Annotated in this window: 22 protein-coding genes and 1 pseudogene; 4 read left to right on the top strand and 19 right to left on the bottom strand. The window is 74.3% G+C overall.

Annotated elements, in window-relative coordinates; translation table 11 throughout:
* Positions 1–25: 25 nt before the first annotated feature.
* From ACQP1P_RS08205 to ACQP1P_RS08150, 12 genes and pseudogenes are all read right to left on the bottom strand, one after another.
* The gene (locus ACQP1P_RS08205; protein WP_433084625.1) at positions 26–1,405 is read right to left on the bottom strand and encodes a PQQ-binding-like beta-propeller repeat protein; all 1,380 of its coding nucleotides are present in this window, start codon (positions 1,403–1,405) and stop codon (positions 26–28) included.
* Between the two features lie 18 nt (positions 1,406–1,423).
* Positions 1,424–2,782: a PQQ-binding-like beta-propeller repeat protein gene (locus ACQP1P_RS08200; protein ID WP_433084623.1), complete on the bottom strand. Its 1,359-nt coding sequence runs from the start codon at positions 2,780–2,782 to the stop codon at positions 1,424–1,426.
* A gap of 12 nt (positions 2,783–2,794) precedes the next feature.
* Entirely contained in the window at positions 2,795–3,124 is a 330-nt protein-coding gene (locus tag ACQP1P_RS08195) for a hypothetical protein (protein WP_433084621.1), read from the bottom strand.
* The gene (locus tag ACQP1P_RS08190) at positions 3,121–4,425 is read right to left on the bottom strand and encodes a PQQ-binding-like beta-propeller repeat protein (RefSeq protein ID WP_433084619.1); all 1,305 of its coding nucleotides are present in this window, start codon (positions 4,423–4,425) and stop codon (positions 3,121–3,123) included. The genes ACQP1P_RS08195 and ACQP1P_RS08190 overlap by 4 nt, the downstream gene beginning before the upstream one ends.
* A complete protein-coding gene (locus tag ACQP1P_RS08185) occupies positions 4,422–5,177 on the bottom strand; it encodes a hypothetical protein (protein ID WP_433090483.1) in 756 nt (251 codons plus the stop codon). Before ACQP1P_RS08185 ends, ACQP1P_RS08190 begins: the two co-directional genes overlap by 4 nt.
* A gap of 5 nt (positions 5,178–5,182) precedes the next feature.
* Positions 5,183–5,704: pseudogene (locus ACQP1P_RS08180) on the bottom strand (PQQ-binding-like beta-propeller repeat protein); the annotation flags it as partial.
* A 351-nt stretch (positions 5,705–6,055) separates the two neighbouring features.
* Complete coding sequence (dxs, locus tag ACQP1P_RS08175) at positions 6,056–8,014, bottom strand: 1-deoxy-D-xylulose-5-phosphate synthase (RefSeq protein ID WP_433084617.1); 1,959 nt, start codon at positions 8,012–8,014, stop codon at positions 6,056–6,058.
* A gap of 86 nt (positions 8,015–8,100) precedes the next feature.
* Entirely contained in the window at positions 8,101–9,354 is a 1,254-nt protein-coding gene (locus ACQP1P_RS08170; RefSeq protein WP_433084615.1) for an ABC transporter substrate-binding protein, read from the bottom strand.
* Between the two features lie 60 nt (positions 9,355–9,414).
* The gene (locus tag ACQP1P_RS08165; protein WP_433084613.1) at positions 9,415–10,575 is read right to left on the bottom strand and encodes a hypothetical protein; all 1,161 of its coding nucleotides are present in this window, start codon (positions 10,573–10,575) and stop codon (positions 9,415–9,417) included.
* A gap of 92 nt (positions 10,576–10,667) precedes the next feature.
* A complete protein-coding gene (locus ACQP1P_RS08160) occupies positions 10,668–11,039 on the bottom strand; it encodes a hypothetical protein (RefSeq protein ID WP_433084611.1) in 372 nt (123 codons plus the stop codon).
* Positions 11,036–11,776, bottom strand: coding sequence for a type I 3-dehydroquinate dehydratase (locus ACQP1P_RS08155; protein ID WP_433084609.1), 741 nt, complete (start codon positions 11,774–11,776; stop codon positions 11,036–11,038). Before ACQP1P_RS08155 ends, ACQP1P_RS08160 begins: the two co-directional genes overlap by 4 nt.
* A 42-nt stretch (positions 11,777–11,818) precedes the next feature.
* On the bottom strand, positions 11,819–13,393 hold the full coding sequence (locus ACQP1P_RS08150) for a TROVE domain-containing protein (protein ID WP_433084607.1): 1,575 nt from the start codon (positions 13,391–13,393) through the stop codon (positions 11,819–11,821).
* 65 nt (positions 13,394–13,458) lie between these two features.
* Between ACQP1P_RS08150 and ACQP1P_RS08145 the strand changes: the two genes are divergently transcribed.
* Complete coding sequence (locus ACQP1P_RS08145) at positions 13,459–14,232, top strand: RNA ligase family protein (RefSeq protein WP_433084605.1); 774 nt, start codon at positions 13,459–13,461, stop codon at positions 14,230–14,232.
* Here the strand turns inward: ACQP1P_RS08145 and ACQP1P_RS08140 are convergent.
* Together ACQP1P_RS08140 and ACQP1P_RS08135 are read right to left on the bottom strand one after the other, a co-directional pair.
* The gene (locus tag ACQP1P_RS08140; RefSeq protein WP_433084603.1) at positions 14,219–15,400 is read right to left on the bottom strand and encodes a class I SAM-dependent RNA methyltransferase; all 1,182 of its coding nucleotides are present in this window, start codon (positions 15,398–15,400) and stop codon (positions 14,219–14,221) included. The two genes, ACQP1P_RS08145 and ACQP1P_RS08140, sit on opposite strands and share 14 nt — an antisense overlap.
* Positions 15,397–17,400, bottom strand: a complete 2,004-nt coding sequence (locus ACQP1P_RS08135) for an APC family permease (RefSeq protein WP_433084601.1) — start codon at positions 17,398–17,400, stop codon at positions 15,397–15,399. The genes ACQP1P_RS08140 and ACQP1P_RS08135 overlap by 4 nt, the downstream gene beginning before the upstream one ends.
* A gap of 100 nt (positions 17,401–17,500) precedes the next feature.
* Between ACQP1P_RS08135 and ACQP1P_RS08130 the strand changes: the two genes are divergently transcribed.
* Positions 17,501–18,166 carry a potassium channel family protein gene (locus tag ACQP1P_RS08130; RefSeq protein ID WP_350622170.1) on the top strand — a complete coding sequence of 222 codons (666 nt, stop codon included), beginning with the start codon at positions 17,501–17,503 and terminating at the stop codon, positions 18,164–18,166.
* The gene (locus ACQP1P_RS08125; protein ID WP_433089910.1) at positions 18,163–18,861 is read left to right on the top strand and encodes a potassium channel family protein; all 699 of its coding nucleotides are present in this window, start codon (positions 18,163–18,165) and stop codon (positions 18,859–18,861) included. Before ACQP1P_RS08130 ends, ACQP1P_RS08125 begins: the two co-directional genes overlap by 4 nt.
* 137 nt (positions 18,862–18,998) lie before the next feature.
* Here the strand turns inward: ACQP1P_RS08125 and ACQP1P_RS08120 are convergent, their stop codons facing one another.
* From ACQP1P_RS08120 to dut, 4 genes are all read right to left on the bottom strand, one after another.
* Positions 18,999–19,730: a DUF3159 domain-containing protein gene (locus ACQP1P_RS08120; protein ID WP_433084599.1), complete on the bottom strand. Its 732-nt coding sequence runs from the start codon at positions 19,728–19,730 to the stop codon at positions 18,999–19,001.
* Between the two features lie 26 nt (positions 19,731–19,756).
* Complete coding sequence (locus tag ACQP1P_RS08115; RefSeq protein ID WP_433089908.1) at positions 19,757–20,152, bottom strand: OB-fold nucleic acid binding domain-containing protein; 396 nt, start codon at positions 20,150–20,152, stop codon at positions 19,757–19,759.
* A 138-nt stretch (positions 20,153–20,290) separates the two neighbouring features.
* Positions 20,291–21,076 carry a DUF3710 domain-containing protein gene (locus tag ACQP1P_RS08110; RefSeq protein ID WP_433084597.1) on the bottom strand — a complete coding sequence of 262 codons (786 nt, stop codon included), beginning with the start codon at positions 21,074–21,076 and terminating at the stop codon, positions 20,291–20,293.
* On the bottom strand, positions 21,073–21,546 hold the full coding sequence (gene dut / locus ACQP1P_RS08105) for a dUTP diphosphatase (RefSeq protein ID WP_433084595.1): 474 nt from the start codon (positions 21,544–21,546) through the stop codon (positions 21,073–21,075). The genes ACQP1P_RS08110 and dut overlap by 4 nt, the downstream gene beginning before the upstream one ends.
* 57 nt (positions 21,547–21,603) lie before the next feature.
* On the opposite strand from dut, the gene ACQP1P_RS08100 reads away from it, so the two are divergent.
* Positions 21,604–22,074, top strand: a complete 471-nt coding sequence (locus ACQP1P_RS08100; protein ID WP_433084593.1) for a DUF3093 domain-containing protein — start codon at positions 21,604–21,606, stop codon at positions 22,072–22,074.
* On the opposite strand, the gene ACQP1P_RS08095 is transcribed toward ACQP1P_RS08100, so the two are convergent.
* The gene (locus ACQP1P_RS08095) at positions 22,053–22,898 is read right to left on the bottom strand and encodes a hypothetical protein (protein WP_433084591.1); all 846 of its coding nucleotides are present in this window, start codon (positions 22,896–22,898) and stop codon (positions 22,053–22,055) included. The genes ACQP1P_RS08100 and ACQP1P_RS08095 overlap by 22 nt on opposite strands.
* Positions 22,899–23,030 lie beyond the last annotated feature (132 nt).

Raw genomic sequence — 23,030 nt, 5'->3', positions numbered from 1 at the left:
GTGAAAGCCCTGGGTGCCAATGTAGCTACCCGGGCAACCGCCACAGCCGCACCGAGTCCCCGCCGGCGAGGCAGGCGAGCCGGCGATGGCGCACCGAGCAGCGCGACGGGATGGGGCTGACGTTGCCGAGCGGGGTGATGGCGCCGGTGCGCAGGTCGATGCGGGCCAGCCGCGAGCCGTCGCCTTCCGGACGCTGCACGAGCACCGAGCCGGCCGGGGCGAAGCCGATGTCGTCGTCGTCCGTGCCGGCGCTGGCGGTCGGCACCACGGCCCAGCCCGCGAGGTCGGCGCGGTCGGCGCCGGTGTACCAGTCCACGACGCGCACCCGCGTGAAGTCGTCGCGGTCGCGGGCGACGAGCACGCCGGGGCCGGCCGCGTCGAGCTGCACCGGGCGCCGCCAGGCCTCGGCGCCGGTGGCCGGGTCGAGCACGGCGAGGTCGCGCCAGTTGGGCACGCAGACCATCGGGCCGCACATCACGACCACGGGGCCGTAGGCGATCTCGGCGATCGGCGCCTGCTCCGCGGAGGAGAACAGCATGTGCCACCGGTAGCGCAGGGTGTCGCTGCCGTACGCCGTGATGAGCGCCCCGTCCGCGCGCACCGCGACGATCACGAGGAGGCCGCCGACGATCCGGACGCTGGTCGGCGGGGTGTCGGCGAGCTCGGGGACGTCGGCGGCGGCGGACACGCCCCCGGTGGCGGCGCTGCGGATCTCGGTGCGGCCGCCGGAGTACCAGACCGCGAACCAGGCGCTGCCGGGCACGTCGGGCGCGACGACGCGGGCCCCGCCGGGCACGTCGAACGCCCACCGGACGACGCCGGACTCGGCGTCGAGCCCGGCCAGGCGGACCGGGTTCGGGGCGGCGCCGCGCGGCGGCACGACCGGCGGGCAGACGGCGGCCCGGTCGTCGATGGTGAGCAGCCCGGGCGCGCCGCCGTCCGGGCCGGCGACGACGGCGATCGGGGCGCCGCCCCGCGACCACTGCGCCCGGCCGGTGGCGGGGTCGATCCGCTCCAGGCTCCAGCCGGCGGTGGCGGTGCAGGGGCGGTGGCGCACGTACGCGCGGTCGGCGGCCAGGTAGGCCTGCCCGCCCCCGGGCCCGGCCAGCGAGCGGTCCCACCTGACCTTGCCGGTGCTCCAGTCGTAGGCGGTGAGCCCGGGCTCGTCGCGGACGGCGTAGACGGCGGACCGGTCGGCGACCAGGTCGGAGGCGTGCTCGGCGAGGGTGCCGGCCTCCTCGACGGCGGTCCCGGGCCGCGAGCCGGTGGCGAAGAGCACCACGAGCGTCAGCATCAGCACGACGGGCCACTGCCGGCGCCCGGCCCCGCGCGGGGGCGGCCACTGCAGCGTCTCCTCACCGTCGACGAACCCATGTGATTCACCCAGATCGATCAATTCGCCCACGTTCCCAGCGTCCCCGCATCAGCTCTTGGTCGCCAGTCGCAGGAGCACGACCTCGCCGGCCCCGGTCTGGCAGGCGAGGCGCGGGCCGTCCAGCTCGCACGCGTCGAGGCGGCCGTCGACGGTACCGATCGGCGCCACCGAGGCCCCCGCGCGCAGCCCGAGCAGGGTCGCGTCCTCGCCGGAGGCGGTGCCGAGCAGCTGGCGGTCCGCGTCCGCGCCGAGCGGCTCCCACCCGGGCAGCTCGGGCGTGGGCGCGCCGGTCGCGGGGTCGAGCAGCGTCGCCGTGCGCGCCCCGGCCACGGCCAGCCGGCCGCCGGGCGCCGCGACGAGATCGGCGCGCACGTACGGGGTCCACAGCGTCGCCCCGCTCGCCGGGTCGAGGACGAACGTGCGCTGCCCGGCGACGCAGAGCGCCGGTCCGCAGGGCCGGACGGCGAACCGGTCGGTGCGCCCGGACGCGGGCCCGGTCGGCACCGTCGCCCGCCAGAGGGGCGTGGACCAGGCGTCGCGGCGGAAGGCGGTCAGCGCGGTGCCGCCGTCCCGGCCGGCGCCGAATACGGCGAGGACGAGCAGGTCACCCGCGGCCGCGACGAGCTCGGCGGGCCCGGCGGCGAGCGCCCCGGCGGCGCTGCGGCGGCCGGTCACGAAGTCGACGACGCTGATCGCCCCCTGCCGGTCGGCGAGCGCCGCCCAGGCCGCGCCCGCCTCGGCGGCGTCGAGGGCGATGCGGGTGCCGGCGTCGACGGGCACCTCCCAGCGCGGCCGCCCGCCCGCGTCGAGGGCCTGCCACCGCAGCGCGCCGCCGGTCGGCGCCCCGGCGGCCAGGGCGCCGCACCCGTCCGACCACAGGCTGCGCGTGACCACGGTGCCGGGGACGGCGGGCGCCGTACGGACGGGGACGCCCGGCGCCTGCCAGACCTCGCGTCCGGTGCGCCGGTCGACGGCGAACGTCGTGCCCGTCGTCGCGGAGCGGCACAGGTCCGGCCAGAGCACCACCACGTCGCGGGCGTCCGGGGCGGAGGCCGCGTGGGCGAGGGTGACCGGCTCGTCCGGGGTGAACGTCCACCGGGGCCGCCCGTCGCCGGCGTCGAAGGCCTCGACCGGCGTCGGGGTCCGGTCGCTCTCCAGGACCAGCAGCACGTCCCCGGCGAGCTGGTAGGCGCCGTTGCGCAGCGGCTGGCGGGTGACCTCGGCCGGCCGCTGCGGCCCCGGTGCCGCCGACACGAGCGACAGCACCAGCCCGAGCGACAGCACCAGCCCCCAGCCGCGGGGCAGCCCGGCCGGGCCCGCGTCGGCGTCGGCGGCCCAGGCGGTGCCGGCGTCGCCGAGATCGATCACGGCGGCGCGGTCGGCGGTCGGCGGCGCGCTCGGCGGCACGGGTTCATTGTGCTAACGCCGGGCCGCCGCCGGCAGCGGCCAGACAGTCACTTCTCCGCCGAGGCCGAGGTCGTAGCCGGTCAGCACGCCGTCCGGGCCGAGGACGTTGAGCGAGGTCAGCTCCCATCCCCCGCCGATCGGGCGGCCGAGGGAGGCCTCGCGCCCGGCGGGAACGGTGCCGCTCCAGAGCGTCGCGCCCGTGCGCTCGTCGACGGCCAGCAGTGGGATCGGCGGGCTCTGCGCCGGGTCCTGCGTCGCCTGCGACTGCGTGGTGTCCGCGAGCAGGAGCCGGCCGCCGAAGCGCCCGATCAGCGAGACACCGCCGCGCTGCCAGAAGCTCACGGCAGCCTCCAGACGGTCAGCCCGTTGCCCAGGCAGACGACCACATCCTCACCGGTCTGGCAGCGCGGCGCCGGGCCGAGCCGGCCGCGGCCGAGCACCCGCACGTTGCCGGTCCGGGGATCGTAGAGGCCGACGACGCCCTGCCACTGCCCGGCGTCGGTGTGCGTGACCACGCTGCGGGGGCCGACGGTGAAGGACGTGCCGACCCAGCCGGTCAGCCGGTGCGCGACGGCGCCGGTGCGGGCGTCGATCGCCAGCACCACGGGCTCGTGCGTGAGCGAGGTCGAGTTGCCCAGGCCACCGGCCACGATCAGGTCTCCGGAGAAGGCGAAGAGGTCGTTGTACTGCCCGACGTCCCACACGCCGCGCCCGCTCGCCGCGTCCAGGCCGTGGATGCCGTCGCCGCCCACGGCGCACCAGCGCCCCGGCCCGCAGGGAAACGGCCCCCCGTCCGGCTGGTCGAAGCGCCACAGCAGCCGGCCCGAGGCGAGGTCGTAGACGTCCGCGCCCCGCAGGCCGATGCGGCCCACCACGACCCGGTCGCCGTAGACGGCGGAGCCGGAGGCGTTGCCGCCGAGCCCCGCCAACGGCGTGCTTGTCGTCACCGCCCCCGAGCGCGGGTCGCGGCGCCGCAGGGTGCCGCCGGTGGTGAGCTCGTCGATCGAGCCGAGCGTGTCCGGGCGCAAGTCGGCAATGTCGTAGGAGACCAGCGAGCCGGCCGGCAGGGTCTGCTCCCAGGCGGCCGCGCCGGTGCGCAAGTCGACGCCGAGCAGCCGCGTCGGCCTGTCCGTGCCGACGCGCGTGTACGGCCGCGTCACCCCGTCGACGTCCTCCAGCACCACGACCGGGCCGGCGGACCCGGCGACCACGGACGCGGACCGGTGCCACAGCTGCGCGCCGGTGCGCCGGTCGAGCGCCGTGGCGGTGGCCTCCTGGGCCGACTGCAGGCCGTACACCGACGTCAGCACCAGCACATCGCCCGCGGCGAAGGCCAGGCCCTCGTTCTCCCCGGCCCGCGGCCGGCTCCACAGCAGCCGCCCGCCGACGGTGCGCGCCTCGAAGCGGCCGGGCCCGCCGTCCTCGTACCGCGAGACGAACAGCAGCCCGCCGGCGAGCCGCGCGTCGAGCACCCGGTCCGCGAGCGTGAACAGCGGCCGCCCGTCGCGGGGCGGCCCGTCGGCGACGAGCAGCGCGGCGGCGAGCACGGCCACCACCAGCGCGGCCAGGCGCCCCCGGCCGCGGCGGACCGGCTCGTCCGGCGGCGACCACGCCCCGGGGTCGCCGAGATCGATCAGGCTCACCGCAGCCTCCACACGTACAGCACCCCGACCGCGAGGCAGGCGACCCGGCCGGCGGTGGCGGAGCACTGCGGCGTGCCGTAGAAATCGGGGGCTCGGCCGATGATGTGCACCGACCCGTCCCCGGGGTCGAGCCGCCCGACGATCGCGTCGGTGGTGCCGGCCGGGCGCCACACGAAGGAGGGGGTGCCGGGGGCGGCCATGAAGGGCCCGTTGGCGAGGAACCAGCCCCGCCGCTGCCATGCGACGCCACCGCCCCGATCGGCCGGGAACGCGGCCACGTCGTCGGGCCGGAACTGCTCGGCCGTCGGGCGGTACATCACCAGCCGGTCGCCGTCGTCCTGCAGCGGCGCCGAGTAGCCGGGGACCCGCCACAGCACGGCCCCGGTGGCCGGGTCGAGCACGTCGGTCCCGCCGTCGCCGAAGACGCAGTAGTGCGCGCGCAGGCAGGGGACGGGCCCGTTCCAGGCCGGCGACTCCCCCGCCCACGTCCACAGCCGCCGCCCCGAGGCCAGGTCGAACACCTGGGTCCCGCCGCGCCCGGCCGGCAGCACCAGCTCCTGCCCGGGCAGCCCGGCCTGGTGGCGCGAGACGACGCCGGCGAAGTCGAGCCGGAAGCTCCCGGTGACCGCCCCGCCGGCCGGGTCCCGCACCCGCAGCGCCCCGTCGCGGTCGAGCTCGCGCAGCCCGCGCAGCCGGGGGTACGGCGCGTAGTCGAGCCCGCTCTCGTCCCCGGCGCCAGCTCGGCCGTCCACCGTGGAGTGCCCGTTCGCTCGTCGAGCCCGAGGTACCGCTCGTGGTGCGCCACCCGCGGCAGCGCGACGGCCGGGTCGTCGGGGTTGCCCCAGGAGGTGTCGAACCGGTCGTCCTCGCCCGGCCACGCGAGCTCCTGCACCACGACGACGTCCCCGGCCAGCCCGGCGAAGCGCGCCCGCTCCCGCCGCCACCGCTGTTCCCCGGTGGCGGCGTCGAGGCCGTCGACCCACCCCTGGAACGCCCCGCCCGTGTCGGCCCGCTCGACCTGCACGACCGCGGTCCGGCCGGTGAGCGCGACGTAGGACTCGCCGGCCGCGCTCTCCCGCCGCCAGAGCACCCGCCCCGTCCGCGCGTCGAGCGCCTCGGCGACCGGGTCGGCGCCGGTGGCCCGGTACCGGTGCACGAGGATCCGCCCGCCGGCGGCGTCGAGCGCGAGCACCTGGAACCCGGCCGTCCACAGCGGCTCCAGCCCGGGCCGGTGGTCCGCGCCGCCGGGCAGCACCGTGGCGATCCCGAGCACGACCATCCCGAGGAAGGCGCGGCGCCACCTCCGCCACCGGCGCGCGACGACGGGCCCGGGGCGCTCGGGCGGTTCCCAGGGCACACTGAGGTCGAGCTCGATGATGGCGTCGGTCACGGGCCCCCTCTCTCCGTCAGAAGAGAGTCTTCTGCACACCGCTCAGGTTGCGTACCGTCCGGCGGGGCGACATGTCGGACGCTCCGTATCCCGACATGTCGGATTTATACCCTGACGGGCGGCGCAACGGGCGCACGATCCGCCGCGTGAACGAAGCCTTGCTCGGGTCCGCGGTGGTGCGGACCCGAGCAAAAAAGGCCCTGGTCGCGAACCAAACGGCCCGCGACCAGGGAAAAGGCTCTAGCGGCGCGGCGCCCGAACCGGCGGCGCCGACGTCAGCGGCGCCGGCTCCTCCATGCGGCTCACCCACTCGGTGACCTGCCGCGCCACGTCCTGCGCGGTCAGCCCCAGGTCGGCCAGGATCTCGTTGCGCGACCCGTGCGGGTGCCACCCCTGCTCGACGCCGAGGTCCTTCAGCGGCACCCACACGTCGGCGTCGCGCAGGGACTTCGCGATGGCGTCGCCCACGCCGCCGGTGCGCACGCCGTCCTCGAGGGTCACGACCAGCCGGTGCTCGCGGGCGAGGGCGACGAGCTCGACCGGCACCGGGCGGACCCAGCGCGGGTCGACCACGGTCACGCCGTAGCCCTGCTCGGCCAGGCGCGCGGCCACGTCCACGCCCATGTGCGCGAACGCGCCGACGCTGACCAGCAGCACGTCCTTGCGCTCGTGCTCGGCGAGCACGTCCACGCCGCCGAAGCCGTCGACGCCGCCCACGCGGCGCACGGCGGGCAGGTCGGCCGGGACCGAGCCGGTCGGGAAGCGCAGGATCGTCGGGCCGTCGTCGATGCCGACCGCCTCGCGCAACTCCTCGCGCACCGTCTGGGCGTCGCGCGGCGCGGCCAGGCGCAGGCCCGGCACCACGCCGAAGACCGACATGTCCCAGATGCCGTAGTGCGACGGGCCGTCGGGGCCGGTGACGCCGGCCCGGTCGAGCACGAACGTGACCGGCAGGCGGTGCATGGCCACGTCGAGCAGGACCTGGTCGAAGGCGCGGTTGAGAAAGGTCGCGTAGACGGCGACGACCGGGTGCAGGCCGCCGATGGCCAGGCCGGCCGCGGAGGTCGCCGCGTGCTGCTCGGCGATGCCGACGTCGTAGGCGCGCTCCGGGTACTTCCGCATGAGCTTCGCGATCCCGGTCGGCTCGGCCATGGCGGCGGTGATGCCGACCACGTCCGCCCGCTCGTCGGCGATCGCGACCAGCTCGTCGGCGAAGACGCCGGTCCACTTCAGCGAGGCCGGGGCGAGCAGCCTGCCCGTCTCGATGTCGAAGGCGCCCGGGCCGTGCAGGCAGTCGGCCTCGTCCTCCATCGCCGGGCGGTAGCCGAAGCCCTTGCGGGTCACGGCGTGCACGATGACCGGGCCACCGAAGTTCTTGGCCTTGCGCAGCGCCGACTCGACGGCCTCGCGGTCGTGGCCGTCGACCGGCCCGACGTACTTGATCCCGAGGTCCTCGAACATCGCCTGTGGCGCGACGGCGTCCTTGATGCCCTTCTTGACCGCGTGCAGCACCTCGTAGAGCGGCGGCCCGACGAGCGGGGTGCGGCCGAGGGAGTCCTTGACGAGGTCGAGCACCTTCTCGTAGCCCGGGTTGAGCCGCAGGTGGGAGAGGTGGTCGGCGAGCCCGCCGATGGTCGGGGAGTAGGAGCGGCCGTTGTCGTTGACGACGATGACCACCGGGTTCTTGGCGGCCGCGATGTTGTTCAGGGCCTCCCAGCACATGCCGCCGGTGAGCGCGCCGTCGCCGACGACGGCGACGGTGTGCCGCGGCTCGCCCCGCAGCGCGAACGCCTTGGAGAGCCCGTCGGCATACGACAGCGCGGTCGAGGCGTGCGAGTTCTCGATGATGTCGTGCTCGCTCTCGGCCTGGCTCGGGTAGCCGGTGAGCCCGCCGCGGCTGCGCAGCAGGTCGAAGCCGTCCTGCCGGCCGGTGACGATCTTGTGCACGTACGCCTGGTGGCCCGTGTCGAAGAGGATGCGGTCCTTGGGCGAGTCGAAGACGCGGTGCAGGGCCAGGGTCAGCTCGACCACACCGAGGTTCGGGCCCAGATGTCCGCCGGTGCGCGAGACCTTCGCGATGAGGAAGTCGCGGATCTCGGCGGCGAGCACGTCGAGCTGCTCGGCGGTCAGACTACGAAGATCACCCGGGGCCTGGACCGTGCTCAGCAGGGACGCGGCCTCGTTCTCTTCTGTGCTCATGCTCGCCGAGTCTAACGGCGTCGCAAAGCCGCGCACCTTGGCCGGACGAATCTTGACAGGTTCCACACATCGGCCACCACTTCGGTTCATCCCCGCCCGGCGACGACGGCCCGGGCGAACCGCGCCGCGTCCCCGTCCTGCACGAAAGCGGCCAGCGCCGCATCGATCGCGGTGTTCCAGGCGGCGTCGGCGACCACCCCGTGGGTGAGCGAGCCGACCACCCGGGTGCCGGCGTCGGCCCATTCGGCGACGGCGGCCGCCAGGTAGCCCGTGTACTTCGACCGGTCGGTGTCCGTCCGCGCCGGCACGGAACCCTTCTGCGGGTTGAACGCGTCCTGCCCGCTCACCGAGCCGCACTCGACGAGCCACTTGCGGGCCGCGCCGGGGTGGGGCGCCCCCTTCGGCAGGGTGAAGGAGTCGGACAGGAAGTTGTAGACGCGGTCCGTGCCCGGGCTCGCGACGACCCCGTAACCCTCGGTGAACACCAGGCCCCGGGTGCGCAGATAGGCGTCCGCCCAGTCGCCCATGCAGTTGTACGCCGCGCCGCCGTCCACCACCTTGTCCAGCGCGGGCTGCCAGTCCCCGGCCGGCGTGGCCGCGTCGGTGCGGGCGAGCACCTCGGTGAACAGCCGCAGCGCGGCCAGCACCGCGGGGCCCTCCCAGTCGGTGCCGCCGGTCCACAGCTCCGCGTAGGTCTGCGCGCCGAGCTGGCCCAGCAGCACGTTCTCCAGCAGGTGCTTCTGCGTCCAGGCGGGCCCGATGGACAGGGGCGTGAGCCCCCGCCTCGCGATCGTGTCGGCCTGGGTCAGGAAGTCGGCCCAGGTCGACGGCGGCGTGAGGTCCAGGCCGGCCAGGATCTTCGGGTTGTACCAGAGCAGGTTGGACCGGTGGATGTTGACCGGGACGCAGTAGATGGCCCCGTCGACCGTGATCGCCTGGACCAGCCCGGCGGGGAGCTTGTCCAGCCACGACTGTTCGGTGTAGAGCTCGCGCAGGTCCTCGACGTAGCCGCGCCTGATGTCGTCGGCGAGCTCCCGCCCGGCGTGGATCTGGTAGGAGTCGGGCGGGTCGTCGTTCTGCAGCCGGGTGGTCAGCACGGAGCGGGCGATCGTGCCGGCGCCGCCCGCCACCGCCGCGTTGTCGAACGCGATGCCCGCGTTGTGCTTCGCGAAGTCGGCGACGAGGGCCTCCAGCCCCTCCTTCTCCCCCGGGCCGGCCCACCACGAGAAGACCTCGACCTTGCGGTCCGGGGCCTCCGTCGCGGCCTTGCCGCCTCCGCACCCGGGCAGGGCCAGCGCGCCGAGACCGGCGGCGAGCAGGCCCCTGCGGCTGACTCCCATGCCAGCAGTATGGTCCGACAAATCGGGCTTATGGTGCAGTACCGGAAAAGCGCTCCCGGTTCAGCGCGCGGCCCCCGGCGGAACCGTCCACTCCGTCTCACCCGCGGACGGTGACGCCGGCCGCACGCCCACCTCGGCCGCGAGCGCCGCGGTCGACAGCGGCTCGTTGCGGGCCCGTATGTCGGCGTACGCGGTCACGGTGAGCACGTCGGTGAGCATCTTCACGCCGCTCTCCAGCAGCGTGGTGACGAGCCGGCTCACCACGAGCGCGGCCATCAGCGACGAGGTCAGCACCACGCCGGTGCCGGTCCGCGAGCCCGGCGTGACCTCCGCGCCCATGGCCAGCTCGATGATCCGGCCGACGAAGTACGACACGACCCCGATCAGCACCGACAGCCCGATGATGCTCGCGATCCGGGCGAGCGCGCTGCCGAAGTCGCGGTGCACGAGCTGGAAGCAGCGCGAGATCGCCGACCCGCCGCGCTCGAACGTGACCACGGCCGGGAGGATGAGGAAGATCGCGTACAGGTAGATGCCCGGCAGCACGCACAGGCACAGCCCGACGCCGATCATGAGCGCGGAGAGGATCTGCCAGCCCCACAGCGGCAGGAACCGGCGCGCGGCGACCGCGAAGGCCGGCCCGAGCCGCGGCGGCTGCCCGGCCGCGACCGTGACCGCGATCTGGTTGGCCGCCACCGTGATCAGCGAGCCGACCATCCCGGCCACCACCGCCCCGACGAACAGCAGCGCGAACGGCGCCAGCAGCGGGGTCAGCGAGGCCTGCCCGTCGCCGGAGTCCGCGGCGTCGAGCAGGTCGGCGCTCGCCTTGACCGACCAGACGGCCTCGGGGATGACCACGGCGAGGGTGAGCACGAACCCGATGGCCTGCAGGACCGCGAGCTGCTTCCAGGCGCCCTTGAAGATCGCGAGGCTGCGCTGCCACCAGCCGCCGTAGTCCGGGCTGATCATCGGGTCGTACCCCGCCTGCCCGCCCGCGGTCGGCACGCCGTAGCCGAAGCTGGGCGCGGCCTGGTAGACGATGTACGACTGCGAGGGGTCGTACCCGACCGGCTCGACCGGGGCCGGGGGCGGCACCGGGGGCGCCGGCGGCGGGGTGAACAGCGGCGGCTGGTCGTCCTCGGGCCCTCCCGGCGCGGACGGCCGCAGGGACGGCAGGCCCGCCGGCTCGTCGGGTCCCGGGGTCGTCGGGGGCTGGGTCATGAATCCTCCGTATCGCGGGCGCGCTGCCGCACGACACAGAAGATAGGGCCAGCCCGCCAGGTTTCGCTGCCCGCCCTCCGCCGGCCGGCGAGTCAGCGGGTGGGCGGCGGGACCATCTGCGAGTAGACGATCGTGCACACGAGCCCGGCCAGCCAGACGCCGCCCGCCAGCCACGCGGCGCGCTGCCCCAGGGCCGCGGGCGCCTTGCCCCGCAGCGTCTGCACCGCCAGGGCCGAGGCCGCGAGCATCAGCGCGACCCCGATCCCCCACACCGTCCAGGCGGCGGGGCTGCGGTCGACCTTGAGCTTGGTGAGCCCGAGCGCGGCCCGCCCGATGGCGAAGACGAACGGGATGGTGAACACGCAGACCGTCTGCGCGACCGTCTTGCGCAGCGCGCGCAGCGGATCGCGCCGCGGCTCCTCCGGACCGCTCTGCCGCGGACCGCTGTGCTCCGGCTCGCTCATGCGCCGGCCCCGCGGGCGGCGGCGTAGGCGGGCGAGAACGTCTCCAGCAGCCGCACCGTCTCCTCGAAGGGCAGCTGCCCGGGGGCGGAGGGCCGGTCCCCGTCGGCCGAGTAGGTGACCCGGGAGCCGAGCACCGGGAAGAGCACCCGCGTCGCGGACCCCTCCGTGCCCATGCCGATGACGATCAGCGAGTCGTACCGCACCAGCAGCCCCGCCAGCCGCCGCAGGTCCTCGGGCCCGTGCGCCATGGTGCTGATCTTCACCACGTCGGCGCCGGCGGCCTTGGCGGCCTCGACGGTCCCGGCCAGGACCTCCTCGCCGGGGGTCTTGTCGAAGTCGTGGTACGACACCACGACCGGCCGGTCCGCCGCGCGCGCGGCCGCGATCACCCTGGGCAGGATCCCGGACGCGGACAGCTCGACGTCGACCGCGTCGACCGCGGGCAGGATCGACTCGAACAGCCGCAGCCGCGCGTCCTCGTCGTGGGCCCAGCGCCCGCCCTCGGCGCGGGAGCGGATCGTGGCCAGGACGCGCAGCCCGGCCGCGCGGAAGGGCTCGACGGCGGCGAGCACGTCGGCCGGCTCGGCGCTGCGGTTCCAGTCGATGCGCAGCTCGGCCAGGTCGACGCCGAGGTCGCGGGCGCGGGCGGCGTCACCCGCGGGGTCCTCGTCGCCGAAGCTCACCGCGACCAGCGGCGCCCCGCCGGAAAGCCGCTCCCGCAGCGTCTGCGTTGCCAATGGGACTCCCCCTGCCGGATCGGACAGGGGGAGTCTACGGGCTCAGAACGGCCAGGCTCCGGCGCGCCCGGCCTCGAGCAGCGGGATCATCCCGAAGCCCGCGTCGGAGAGGCCGCCGAACGTCCAGCGGTTCGCCGTCGCCGGCGTGTGGCCGAGGCGGTAGCCGGCCAGGTTCCACGTGAAGATCGGCACGTGCGCCGGGACCGCCCTCGACACCGCGCCGTCGTAGGAGGCCTGCTCGTCGGTCAGGATCACCACCCGGTCATGGCGCTTGAAGTGCTTGCGCGCCGCCGTGGCGGTGTTGGTACCGCCGCCGTGGAAGTGCCCCTCGGCCCGGAACCGCTCGATCGCCTTCAGCACCGACTCGCCCCGCCGCAGCTTGAACACGGTCGAGCCGGTCGAGAACGACACCACGTCCGCGTCCGCGCACCGGGTGGCCAGGGCCACGCCGAAGACCACGGCCGCGTCCCAGCGCATCAGCGTGCCGTCGCGCGAGAAGCCGGCGTGCATCGAGCCGGAGGTGTCGATGAGCACCAGCGTCCGCCCGGCGAGGGCCGGCACGTTGGCCAGGCTGAGCGTCAGCGCCCGCTCCAGCGCCCACGACCAGCGCAGCGAGGGCGCGGCCCGGTACGCCGAGAGCAACCGCATCGGCAGCTGCCGCGAGCGGGCCACCTCGTCCGGGTCGGCCAGGCCCGCCGCGACCCCCGCCGCGGCGTCGTCGGACACCCCGGCCTGGTCGAGGTTGCGCAGGTTGCGCAGCCGTGCCATGTAGCCCATCGACGGCAGCAGGGCCGTCCACAGCGCGGCCTTGTCCAGGCCCGTGCCGCCGCTCATCGACAGCGCGTCCTCCCACGTCATCCCCGCCGCCCGGAGCCGCTCGGGGTCGAGCAGCACGCCCGGGTCGGCGGCCGCGTCCGCGCGCAGCCGCTCGTTGGCGGCCAGCACGGGCAGCGACGCCGGCACCGTCAGGTCCTCGCGGGCGTGGCGGCGGCCGAGCGCGTAGGCGAACAGGTCGCCCTGCCACGGCGCGGCCGGGCTCGGGTGGGTGAGGTCGATGACGTCGCCGAAGCGGAACGCGTGGCTCGCGGTGTCGTACTTGAGCAGGTTCCGCTCGGTGTAGAGCCGCCGTACCGCGTCGGCGATGCCCCGCTTGACCGGCTTGGGGATCGCGCGGCCGTGGCGGGAGACCCAGTACGCCAGCAGCTCCCCCGGCTCGTCGGCGCGCTGCAGCACGGCCGCGACCGCCCGGCGGTTCTCGCCCGCGCACTCCGCGTTGGCGGCCAGCCGCCCGGCCACGAACTCGGCCGCGCCCACGATCGCCGCGGTGCGCAGGTTCGCGCCCGTGCGCAGCCACACCAGCAAGCGGGCCGTCCACGCCGGGTCGGCGACCGCGGCCGCGCGCACCAGGCGGGAGTAGCGCTCGTCGCGCTCGCCGGCCGCCTCGTAGAACGTCTGCTCGCCGACCATGTTCGTCACGGCCAGCAGGAACAGCTCCGACTTGAGGTCGCGGGCGTATCCGGCACCACCCTCGTGGGTCGGGCCGGCCACCCGGCTCGGGCCGGCGAGCGGACCCCGTCCGATCGCGGCGCGTACCTTCGCAACGTTGAGCTTCGCCATGGCCGGGACGGTACGCCGCGGCAAATTGTGGTGACCGATGTTTTCGCGTGGCCCATCCTGGCCCGATGACTCGCTTCGACCTGCGCACGGCGGATCTGCGGGCGCTCAACTCGCTGACGAAGTACCCGTCGATCCCCACCTACCACGAGCTCGACCCGCGCGACGGCCGGCTGCTGGAGTCCGCGACCGCGTTCCCGGGCGACGTCATCGCCACCGAGAAGGTCGACGGCACCAACAGCCGCATCGTCCTGCTCCCCGACGGCGGCTACCTCATCGGCTCGCGCGAGGAGTTCCTGCACGCCCGCGGCGACGTCGTGGCCAACCCGGCCCTGGGCATCGTGGAGCAGCTGCGCCCGCTGGCCGAGCGGCTGGCGTCCCCCGGCTCGCTGCGGGTGTACTACCTCGAGCTCTACGGCGGCCGGATCGGCGGCGCGGCGCGGCAGTACACCGCGGACCCGGCCCGCTTCGGCCACCGCCTCTTCGACGTGCTCCTGCTCGACGACTGGGCGGCCGCGCTGACCTGGACCCGGCCCGCGATCTCGGCGTGGCGCGAGTCCGGCGGCCAGCCCTTCGCGACCGAGGAGCGGCTGGCCGCCCTCGCGCAGGCCGCGGGGGTCGAGCTGACGCCGCGCCTGTTCCGCACCGGCGCCCTGCCCGGGTCGATCGCGGGCATGCGGGCGCTGCTGGCCGAGCGCCTGCCCGAGACCCTGGTGGGCCTCGACGGCGCGAAGGGCCGGGCCGAGGGCATCGTGTTCCGCGCGCCGGACCGCACGGTGATCGCCAAGGCCCGCTTCCAGGACTACGCCCGCACCGCGAAGCGGCGCGCTACCGCGGGGTGAGCCGCCCGATCGTCTCGAAGTGCTGGGTCATCGGGAAGCTGTCGAACGCGCGCAGCCCGGTGAGGTCGAAGCCGAGCTCGCCGAACGTCCGCACGTCGCGGGCGAAGGCGGCCGGGTCGCAGGCCACGTAGGACACGGCCCGCGGCGCCCGCGCGGCGATCGCCTCCACCACGGCGCGGCCCGCGCCCGAGCGCGGCGGGTCCAGGACCACCAGGTCGACCCGCCGCCAGCGCGGGTTGCCCAGCACCTGGGCCACGTCGCCGCGGGCGAAGGTGACGTTCGTCAGGCCGGACAGCGCCCGGCGCCCGGCCGCGACCGCGCGGTGGTCGGACTCGACCACGGTCACCGGGCCGCAGTGCGGGGCCAGGGCGGCCGCGAACACGCCCGCGCCGCCGTAGAGGTCCCACGCCCGCTCGGCCGGCTCGGGCGCGAGCTGCTCGACGACGGTGCCGGTGAACGCCTCGACCGCGCGCGGGTGCACCTGCCAGAAGCCGCCCGCGTCGAGGGTCCACTCGTGCCCGCCGGCCCGCTCACGCAGCTTCGGCACCGGCCCGGACGGCGGGCCGGTGCGGGAGCCGCGGGTCAGCACCGCGGTCTCGCCCGTGGAGGACGCGGCCGCCTCGATCACCGAGCCGGGCGGCCACTGCCGCTCCAGCAGCGGCAGGGCCTGGATCGCGGGGTGGGCGATGCGGCACCGGTCCACGGGCAGCACCTCGGAGGACCGGTGCCGGTGGAAGCCCGCGTGCCCGGCGCCGTCGACCGCGTACTGCACCCGCGTCCGCCACGACAACGGCCCGCCGGGTAGGGCCTCCACGGTGATGTCCGGAAGATCGCTCAGGCCGCCCAGCCGGGTCAGCTGCTCGGCCAGGACGTCGGCCTTCATCCGGCGCTGGGCGTCCCAGGAGGCGTGCTGCCAGTCGCAGCCGCCGCAGGCCCCGGGGCCGGCGAACGGGCACGGCGGGATCACGCGGTCCGGCGAGGGCAGCAGGATCTCGACCGCGTCCGCGCGCAGGAAGCCCTTGCGTCGCTCGGTGACCACCGCCCGCACCCGCTCCCCCGGCAGCGCGTGCCGGACGAACACCGCCTGCCCCTCGTGCCGGGCGACGCAGAACCCGCCGTGCGCGACCGCCCCGACCTCGAGCTCCAGCGACTCCGAGGGCGCCGTCACGACTCGGTGCCGGCCGAGGAGCGCGGCCCCCGCTTCGGGCCGCGGCTCAGCGTCGCGTCGAGCCGGTCGATGTCCACCCCGTCGATCGAGCTGAGCTGCCACGGCACCGAGGTCACCATCACGCCGGGCTCGAACAGCAGCCGGCCCTTGAGCCGCAGCGCGCTCTGGTTGTGCAGCAGGTGCTCCCACCACTTGCCGACCACGTACTCGGGGATGAACACCGTCACGACGTCGCGCGGCGAGTCCTGGCGCTTGGTGCGCACGAAGTCGAGGATGGGGCGGTTGATCTCGCGGTACGGGCTGTCGACCACGGTCAGCGCCACCGGAATCCCGCGCCGCTCCCACTCCTCCTGCAGCGCCCGGGTGTCGTGGTCGTCGACGTTCACGGTGAGCGCGGTCAGCGAGTCGGGGCGGGTGGCCTGGGCGTACGCCACCGCGCGCAGGGTCGGGCGGTGGACCTTGGACACGAGCACCACCGCGTGGTTGCGCGCCGGCAGCACCGGGCGCACCTCGGAGGGCTCCAGCTCGCGGGCCACGGTGTCGTAGTGCTTCTTGATCCCGACCATCAGGAAGTAGATGACGATCATCGCGATGATGGCGATGTACGCCCCGAGCAGGAACTTGGTGACGAGCACCACGACGAGCACGGCGCCGGTGAGGGTCAGGCCGATCATGTTGATTGTCCGGGAGCGGATCATCCGGTTGCGGGTCGGCTTGTCGCGCACGGTGCGCAGCAGCCGGTTCCAGTGCCGGATCATGCCGGCCTGGGAGAGCGTGAAGGACACGAAGACGCCGACGATGTACAGCTGGATGAGCCGCGTCACCTCGCCGTTGAACCCGATGATGAGCACCATCGCGGCCAGGGCGAGCAGGATGATCCCGTTGGAGAAGGCGAGCCGGTCGCCGCGGGTGTGCAGCTGCCGCGGCAGGTACCGGTCCTGCGCGAGGATCGAGCCCAGCACCGGGAACCCGTTGAACGCGGTGTTCGCGGCGAGGAAGAGGATCAGCGCGGTGATCACGGCGACCACGAACAGCAGCACCGAGCCGGACCCGAAGACGGTCTCGCCGAGCTGGGTCGTCACCGTCTTCTGCACGTAGTGGGCCGGCCCGCTCTCGATCTGGCTCGGGTCCTCGACGAACTTCAGCCCGGTCTTGTTGGCCAGCAGGATGATGCCGAGCAGCATCGCGATCGAGATCGAGCCGAGCAGCAGCAGCGTGGTGGCCGCGTTCCGGCTCTTGGGCTCCTTGAACGCCGGCACGCCGTTGGAGATGGCCTCGACGCCGGTGAGCGCCGCACAGCCCGACGAGAACGTCCGCAGGAGCAGGAACGCCATGGCCGCGCCGGTCATGTTGGCGTGCTCGGCGTGGATGACCAGCCCGGCACTCGGGGCCCGCAGGTCCTCGCCGAGCACGAAGATCTTGAAGAAGCCGGTGAGCACCATCCCGATCATGACGATCATGAACCCGTACGTCGGGACCGCGAACGCGCCTCCGGACTCCCGGATGCCGCGCAGGTTCATCGCCGTGAGCACGGCGATGGCGATGATCGAGATCGCGACCTTGTGGGTGGCGACCCAGGGCACGACGGAGCCGAGGTTGGCCACCCCGGACGCGGTCGACACCGCCACGGTGAGCACGTAGTCGACGAGCAGGGCGCTGGCCACCGCGACGCCGAAGCGGGGGCCGAGATTGACCGAGGCCACCTCGTAGTCGCCGCCGCCGGACGGGTAGGCGTGCACGTTCTGCCGGTAGCTGGCGACGACTGTGAGCATCACCACGGCGACCGCGAGACCGATCCAGGGGGAGATCGTCAGCGCCGAGGCGCCCGCGATGGACAGCGTCAGCAGGATCTCGTCGGGGGCGTAGGCGACCGAGGACAGCGCGTCGGAGGCGAACACCGGCAGCGCGATGCGCTTGGGCAGCAGCGTGTGTTTCAGCCGGTCCGAGCGGAACGGTCGGCCCAGGAGCAGCCGCTTCATGAGGGAGGTGGGACTGGCCACGACGCCTAAGCGTACGGGTCGGCCCTCATCCCGTTGCACCGGTCGGGCCCGCACATGACATCCTCATGACGAAATGCATGAGGACTCGAGAGGCGGGGACGTGCACGTCGTGATCATGGGCTGCGGCCGCGTGGGCTCCACGCTGGCGCAGAGTCTCGAGCAGCGCGGACACACGGTCGCGGTGATCGACGTCGACGCGGACGCGTTCCGCCGGCTCGGCGGGGAGTTCCACGGCACCACGGTCACCGGGGTGGGCTTCGACCGCGACGTGCTGCTGCAGGCCGGCATCGAGCGGGCCGACGCCTTCGCCGCCGTCTCCTCGGGCGACAACTCGAACATCATCTCCGCCCGGGTGGCCCGGGAGACCTTCGGCGTGGACCGGGTCGTGGCCCGCATCTACGACCCGAAGCGCGCGGAGGTCTACGAGCGCCTCGGCATACCGACCGTGGCGACCGTGCGCTGGACCGCCGACCGGATGCTGCGCCACCTGGTCCCCGAGGGCAACGTCGAGATCTGGCGCGACCCGACCAGCACCGTGTCGATCGTCGAGGTGCCGATGCACCCGGACTGGATCGGCCACTCCGTCGGCCAGCTCGAGGCGCGCAGCGGCGCGCGGCTGGCCTACCTGATGCGCTTCGGCCTGGCGATGCTGCCGACCGAGTCGACCGTGATCCAGGACGGTGACCTGGCCTTCATGCTGCTGACGGACGAGCTGGCGGCCCCCGTGACGAAGGTCACCGGCTCGGCGCCCGAAGGGGGACACTGACCATGCGCATCGCGATCGCCGGGGCCGGCAACGTGGGCCGCTCCATCGCCAAGGAGCTCGTCGACAACGGCCACCAGGTCATGCTGATCGAGCGCGTGCCGAAGATGGTGCGCCCCGAGCGGGTGCCCGCCGCCGAGTGGATCCTGGCCGACGCCTGCGAGCTGACCAGCCTGCAGGAGGCCGACCTGTCCTCCTGCGACGTGGTGGTCGCGGCCACCGGCGACGACAAGGTCAACCTGGTCGTGTCGCTGCTGGCCAAGACCGAGTTCGCGGTCCCGCGGGTGGTCGCCCGCATCAACCGGGCCGAGAACGAGTGGCTCTTCAACGAGCAGTGGGGCGTGGACGTCTCGGTCAGCAAGCCGCGGCTCATGGCGGCGCTGGTCGAGGAGGCGGTGTCGGTCGGCGACCTGGTCCGCCTGATGACGTTCCGGCAGTCCGAGGCCAACCTGGTCGAGATCACGCTGCCCGAGACCGCGCCGTACGTCGGCCACCCAGTGCGCGACGTCCCGCTGCCGCACGACTCCGCCCTGGTGGCGGTCCTGCGCGGCCGCCGGGTGCTGGTGCCGACCCCCGACGATCCGCTGGAGGCCGGCGACGAGCTGGTGTTCGTCGTCACGTCGGAGATGGAGGACACGGTCCGCGCCGTGATCCTCGGCGAGGACAGCGTCGAGAAGACGCGGGGCAAGATTCTCTAGACCCGACATCATCCAGACCCGCCGGTCCAGGCGCGGGACTCGGGTCCGCCGGGGTGCGGACCGTCGCTCCCGCCAGACACCGCTCGGCGCTGCGCGCCGTCGCTGCCAGGTCCGCGGCTGGTCACCCTGGCCGGATGTCAGCCCGTCGACGGCACCTCGTCGCCGTCCGCCGCGGGCTCGGGCTCGTCGCGCAGGATGCGGCGGGCCCGCCAGACGGTGAGCGCGGCCAGCAGCGCGTAGGGCGGCCAGCCCAGCGCCAGCCGCGCGATGCCGAGCAGGTCGTCGGAGTCGGCGCTGGTGTCGCGGTAGATGAGGATCTGCACGCCGAGCTTGAGCGCGTAGACCACGGCCCACAGCACCGTCAGCCACATGAAGGCGCGGCGCAGGCGCAGGTTGTCGTACCACCGGGTGGTGCCCCCGTCGAGGGTCACCGACCACAGCCAGCCCACGAGCGGGCGGCGGATCAGCACCGAGACGAGCATGCCGAGGACGTAGCCGACGGTGAGCAGCATGCCGGGCAGGTACACGTCCTTGGCGTCGCCGCTCTTCCAGGCGATGTAGGCGCCCAGCGCGATGCCGAAGACACCGTTGAGCGCGTGCCGGACGGACTCGCGCCGCGTGAGGCGGTACACGGCCATCGACAGCGCCGCGCCCACGGCGATGATGAGCGACGTCTGCAGCGACCACCACTTGAAGTGGTCGCCCAGGAAGTTGACCACGATGAACAGCGTGATCGGGATGCTGGACTCCACGAGCCCGCGCACGCCGCCGAGCTGCTGCGCCATCTGCACCGAGAACGGGGGAAGCGGCTCCTCCTCGTCCGTCCCGGCCGCGGGGGTGGTCCGGCTACCTGGGTGTCCTGGCTGCATCCGCCCTCATCGTGGTGTGTCGAGGCTCAACGTGGCGTGTCGAGCTCGTAGTACGGGTTGTAGAGCACCTTACGACCATCGCGCAGGGCGATGCGCCCCTTCGCCGTGATCGCTCGACCCGGCTCGATGCCCGCGATGTGCCGCCGCCCCAGCCACACCAGGGTGACCAGGTCGCTGCCGTCGAAGAGCTCGGCCTCGAGCGTCGGCAGGTTGGTGCGCGGGGTGTAGACCACCGTACGCAGCCGCCCCTTGAGCCGCACGACCTGTCCCCGCTGGCACCGCAGGGCCGGCATGCTGCCGCACTGCTTGGCGTCGCGCTGGAGCTCCTCCGCGTCGAGCTCGGAGTCGCTCGCGGTGAGCCGGCGAAGAAACTTCCGCAGGCCGCCGCGCTCGCCTACCGCGCTCTCACTGTCCGTGGCCATGATGACGGTGCCACCCTCCCTGTCGGCTGCCATGACACCTTCATCAAAACGGTACGCGTTTTTTCGCTGCTGGCTACGTGGCCTCGGTGACGGCTTTCGGCGCGCGCAGGCGCTACCATGCCGCCCGTTCGCCCCGCCCTACTTGCGCGGACGCGGCGACGGCCGCCGGCGCGGCGGGGTCCCGCCGTCGGCCCCGCCGGCCCCGTTCGCCCCGGCGGCCCCGGCGGCGGCCGGCTCGGCCTCCGCGGCCTCGCCGCCCTCGGTGACCTCCTTGGGCAGGTGCAGCGGCAGCGGCTCGCGCACCGGCATGGCCTCGTGGCCGCGCTCGACGACCAGGTTGCGCAGGCACTCCAGCAGCGGCGGGGCGACCTCGGGGTCGACCGCGGCCGGGCCCTGGAACACCGCGCGCACCAGCCAGCGGGGCCCGTCGACACCGACGAAGCGGATGTCGGTCAGCCCCTCCGGGGTCCGGACCCGGGCGCGCAGCTCGGTGCCGTAGTCGCCCTCGGCCTCCTCGGCCGCGACGCCGTCGGTGAACAGCTGCTTGCGGATCTCGGCGCGGACCTCGTCCCAGATGCCCTCGCTGCGCGGCGCGGCGAACACGCCCAGCTGCAGCGCGCTGTCCTCGGAGACGAGGACGATCTGCTGGATCTTGCCGTCGTTGTCGGCCTGGACCCGCACCTCGACGCCCTCGACCGCGGGCACCTTGAGGGAGCCGAGGTCGAGCTGGGCGATGCCCGCGGGCGCCTCGCTGATGTCGTAGGGCCCCTCGATCCGGTTCGACTTGCCGGCGCGCGGTTCGTCGTCCGCGGCCGCGTCCGGGCCGTCGTCGAGATCGTCGAGGTCGAACGACTCCCGGCCGGCCGAGCCGCGCGGGTCCGACTTGGCGTGCCGGCCGCTGCCGCCCTTGCGCGAGAAGATCACTGCTCTGCCTCCAAGTTCGCTGCCGGGACGAGCCCGGCATGCCCGCCGGTCGACCCGTGGCCGCCGGCCCCGCGCACAGTATCGGGAAGGTCCTCGACGACGTGGAAGTGTGCCCGCTCCACGCGCTGGATCACAAGCTGCGCAATTCGGTCACCACGGGATATCTTCGCCGATATCACTCGATCGTGATTGATGAGGTTCACCAGGATTTCGCCCCGGTAGCCCGCGTCCACGGTGCCGGGGGCGTTGACGACGGTCACGCCCATCTTCGCGGCGAGCCCGGAGCGCGGGTGCACCAGGCCGACGTACCCCTCCGGGAGCGCGATCGCGATCCCGGTGCGCACCAGCGCCCGCTCACCCGGCCCCAGCTCCACGTCCTGCGCCGCGTAGAGGTCGGCGCCGGCGTCGCCGGGGTGCGCGTAGGCGGGCAGCGGCAGGCCCGGGTCGAGTTGCCGCACGAGCACGTCCATCCCCATGCCTCCATCCTGCCGGGTCGTCTGCGGGCGCGTTCACGTACCCTCGGCTGTGTGGCAGCACCGAACCCGTACCGCGAGCGGCTCAGCCTGTCGTGGTGGCTGTGGCTGCCCGCCGTGGCCGTCGCCGCGGCGCTCGCCGCCGAGGTCAAGCTGGGCGCCCCGGGCGCGGCGACCTGGGTCGCCTACCTGGTGCTGCTGCCGCTGACCGTCGCCGGGCTCTGGTGGCTGGGCCGCATCCGCATCGAGGTGTCCAACGGGGAGCTGCGGGTCGACGACGCGCGGATCCCGCTGCGGTACGTCGGTGAGGTGACCCCGGTGAGCGCGGCGGACAAGCAGGACCTGCTCGGCCCGTATGCGGACCCGGAGGCGTTCGTGATCCAGCGGCCCTGGATCGGCCCGGCCGTGCGCGTGGAGGTCCGCGACGAGGCCGACCCGACGCCGTACTGGCTGATCAGCACCCGCCACCCGGACGCGTTGGCCGCGGCGCTGCGCGAGGCCGCTCAGGCCTCGATCACGCGCTGATCGCCCCCGCCGGGGTTGCTCTTGAGGTCCTTGCGGATCTCGTCGCCCAGGGACAGCGTGGCCCGCCGGTTCAGGAACCCGCCCACGGCCGCGCCGGTGAGGAACGGTCCCATGGTGCTCAGATTGCGCCCGAAGCGCTTGAGGAGCCGGTCGCGCAGCTCCTTGCGCAGCGCGGTGCCCATCGCCGCCGCCACGCTGCCGCCGACCCGCAGCGGGTTGACGCCCCGCCGCTCGGCCCAGGCCTGGATGAGCGCGAACGCGCGCTGGGTGCCGGAGCCGGAGATCGGGCGGCCGTACACCGCGTGCAGCTCCCCGATCAGCTTCATCTCCACCGCGACCACCGCGACCGTCTCGGCCGCCAGCAGCACGGGCGCGGAGAGCAGGCTCGGGGTCGCGACCCACTCGACCGCGGCGATGCCGCCGCCGGCCGCGCCGATGCCGGCGGTGACCATCGACGCGTTGCGGATGAGCCGCTCGGCCAGCGCGTCGTGGTCGAGGCCGGGGTGATGGGCGCGCAGGGTCTCCAGGTCGCGCACCGGGATGTACGGCGCGACCCTGGTCACGGAGTCGGTGACCCAGCCGATCGCCTTGCGCGGCCGGAACAGGTCTTTCACGCCGCGCTCGCCGACCTCGATGCGCACCAGGCGCCCGAGCAGGCGGCGGCGGTCCTGCACCGGCACGTCCTCGCCGGTCAGCGCGACCACGGCCCGGGAAAGTTCCGCGTCGTCCGCCGGGCCGGCCAGCGCTCCTGGCCCGGCCTGCCCTTCCGGCTGGACGGGCGCGTTCTCGGCCGCCTCGTCGGCGGGCACCGGCTGCTCGACCATGGGAACCTCCGTGTCGGTCCACGCCGTGTTCGGCCGCTTCACCACTGAAGCACGCCGGCGCCAGTTCCGCGTGATCAACTCGCGTCGCGCGGGCCCGTCGTGGTCATGCCCTTTTCACGCCGGTCGCATGCG

It is taken from the genome of Dactylosporangium sp. CA-052675 (assembly GCF_050947935.1).
Classification (GTDB): domain Bacteria; phylum Actinomycetota; class Actinomycetes; order Mycobacteriales; family Micromonosporaceae; genus Dactylosporangium.
The sequence above is the reverse complement of the archived record's forward strand: the minus strand, read 5'-3'. Positions and strand labels throughout refer to the sequence as shown.

Bases quoted from the DNA above. Each gene is read 5' to 3' on its own strand.
- dxs (WP_433084617.1), bottom strand. From the start codon at position 8,014: ATGAGCACAGAAGAGAACGAGGCCGCGTCCCTGCTGAGCACGGTCCAG.
- ACQP1P_RS08170 (WP_433084615.1), bottom strand. From the start codon at position 9,354: ATGGGAGTCAGCCGCAGGGGCCTGCTCGCCGCCGGTCTCGGCGCGCTG.
- ACQP1P_RS08165 (WP_433084613.1), bottom strand. From the start codon at position 10,575: ATGACCCAGCCCCCGACGACCCCGGGACCCGACGAGCCGGCGGGCCTG.
- ACQP1P_RS08160 (WP_433084611.1), bottom strand. From the start codon at position 11,039: ATGAGCGAGCCGGAGCACAGCGGTCCGCGGCAGAGCGGTCCGGAGGAG.
- ACQP1P_RS08150 (WP_433084607.1), bottom strand. From the start codon at position 13,393: ATGGCGAAGCTCAACGTTGCGAAGGTACGCGCCGCGATCGGACGGGGT.
- ACQP1P_RS08145 (WP_433084605.1), top strand. From the start codon at position 13,459: ATGACTCGCTTCGACCTGCGCACGGCGGATCTGCGGGCGCTCAACTCG.
- ACQP1P_RS08120 (WP_433084599.1), bottom strand. From the start codon at position 19,730: ATGCAGCCAGGACACCCAGGTAGCCGGACCACCCCCGCGGCCGGGACG.
- ACQP1P_RS08115 (WP_433089908.1), bottom strand. From the start codon at position 20,152: ATGGCCACGGACAGTGAGAGCGCGGTAGGCGAGCGCGGCGGCCTGCGG.
- dut (WP_433084595.1), bottom strand. From the start codon at position 21,546: ATGGACGTGCTCGTGCGGCAACTCGACCCGGGCCTGCCGCTGCCCGCC.
- ACQP1P_RS08095 (WP_433084591.1), bottom strand. From the start codon at position 22,898: ATGGTCGAGCAGCCGGTGCCCGCCGACGAGGCGGCCGAGAACGCGCCC.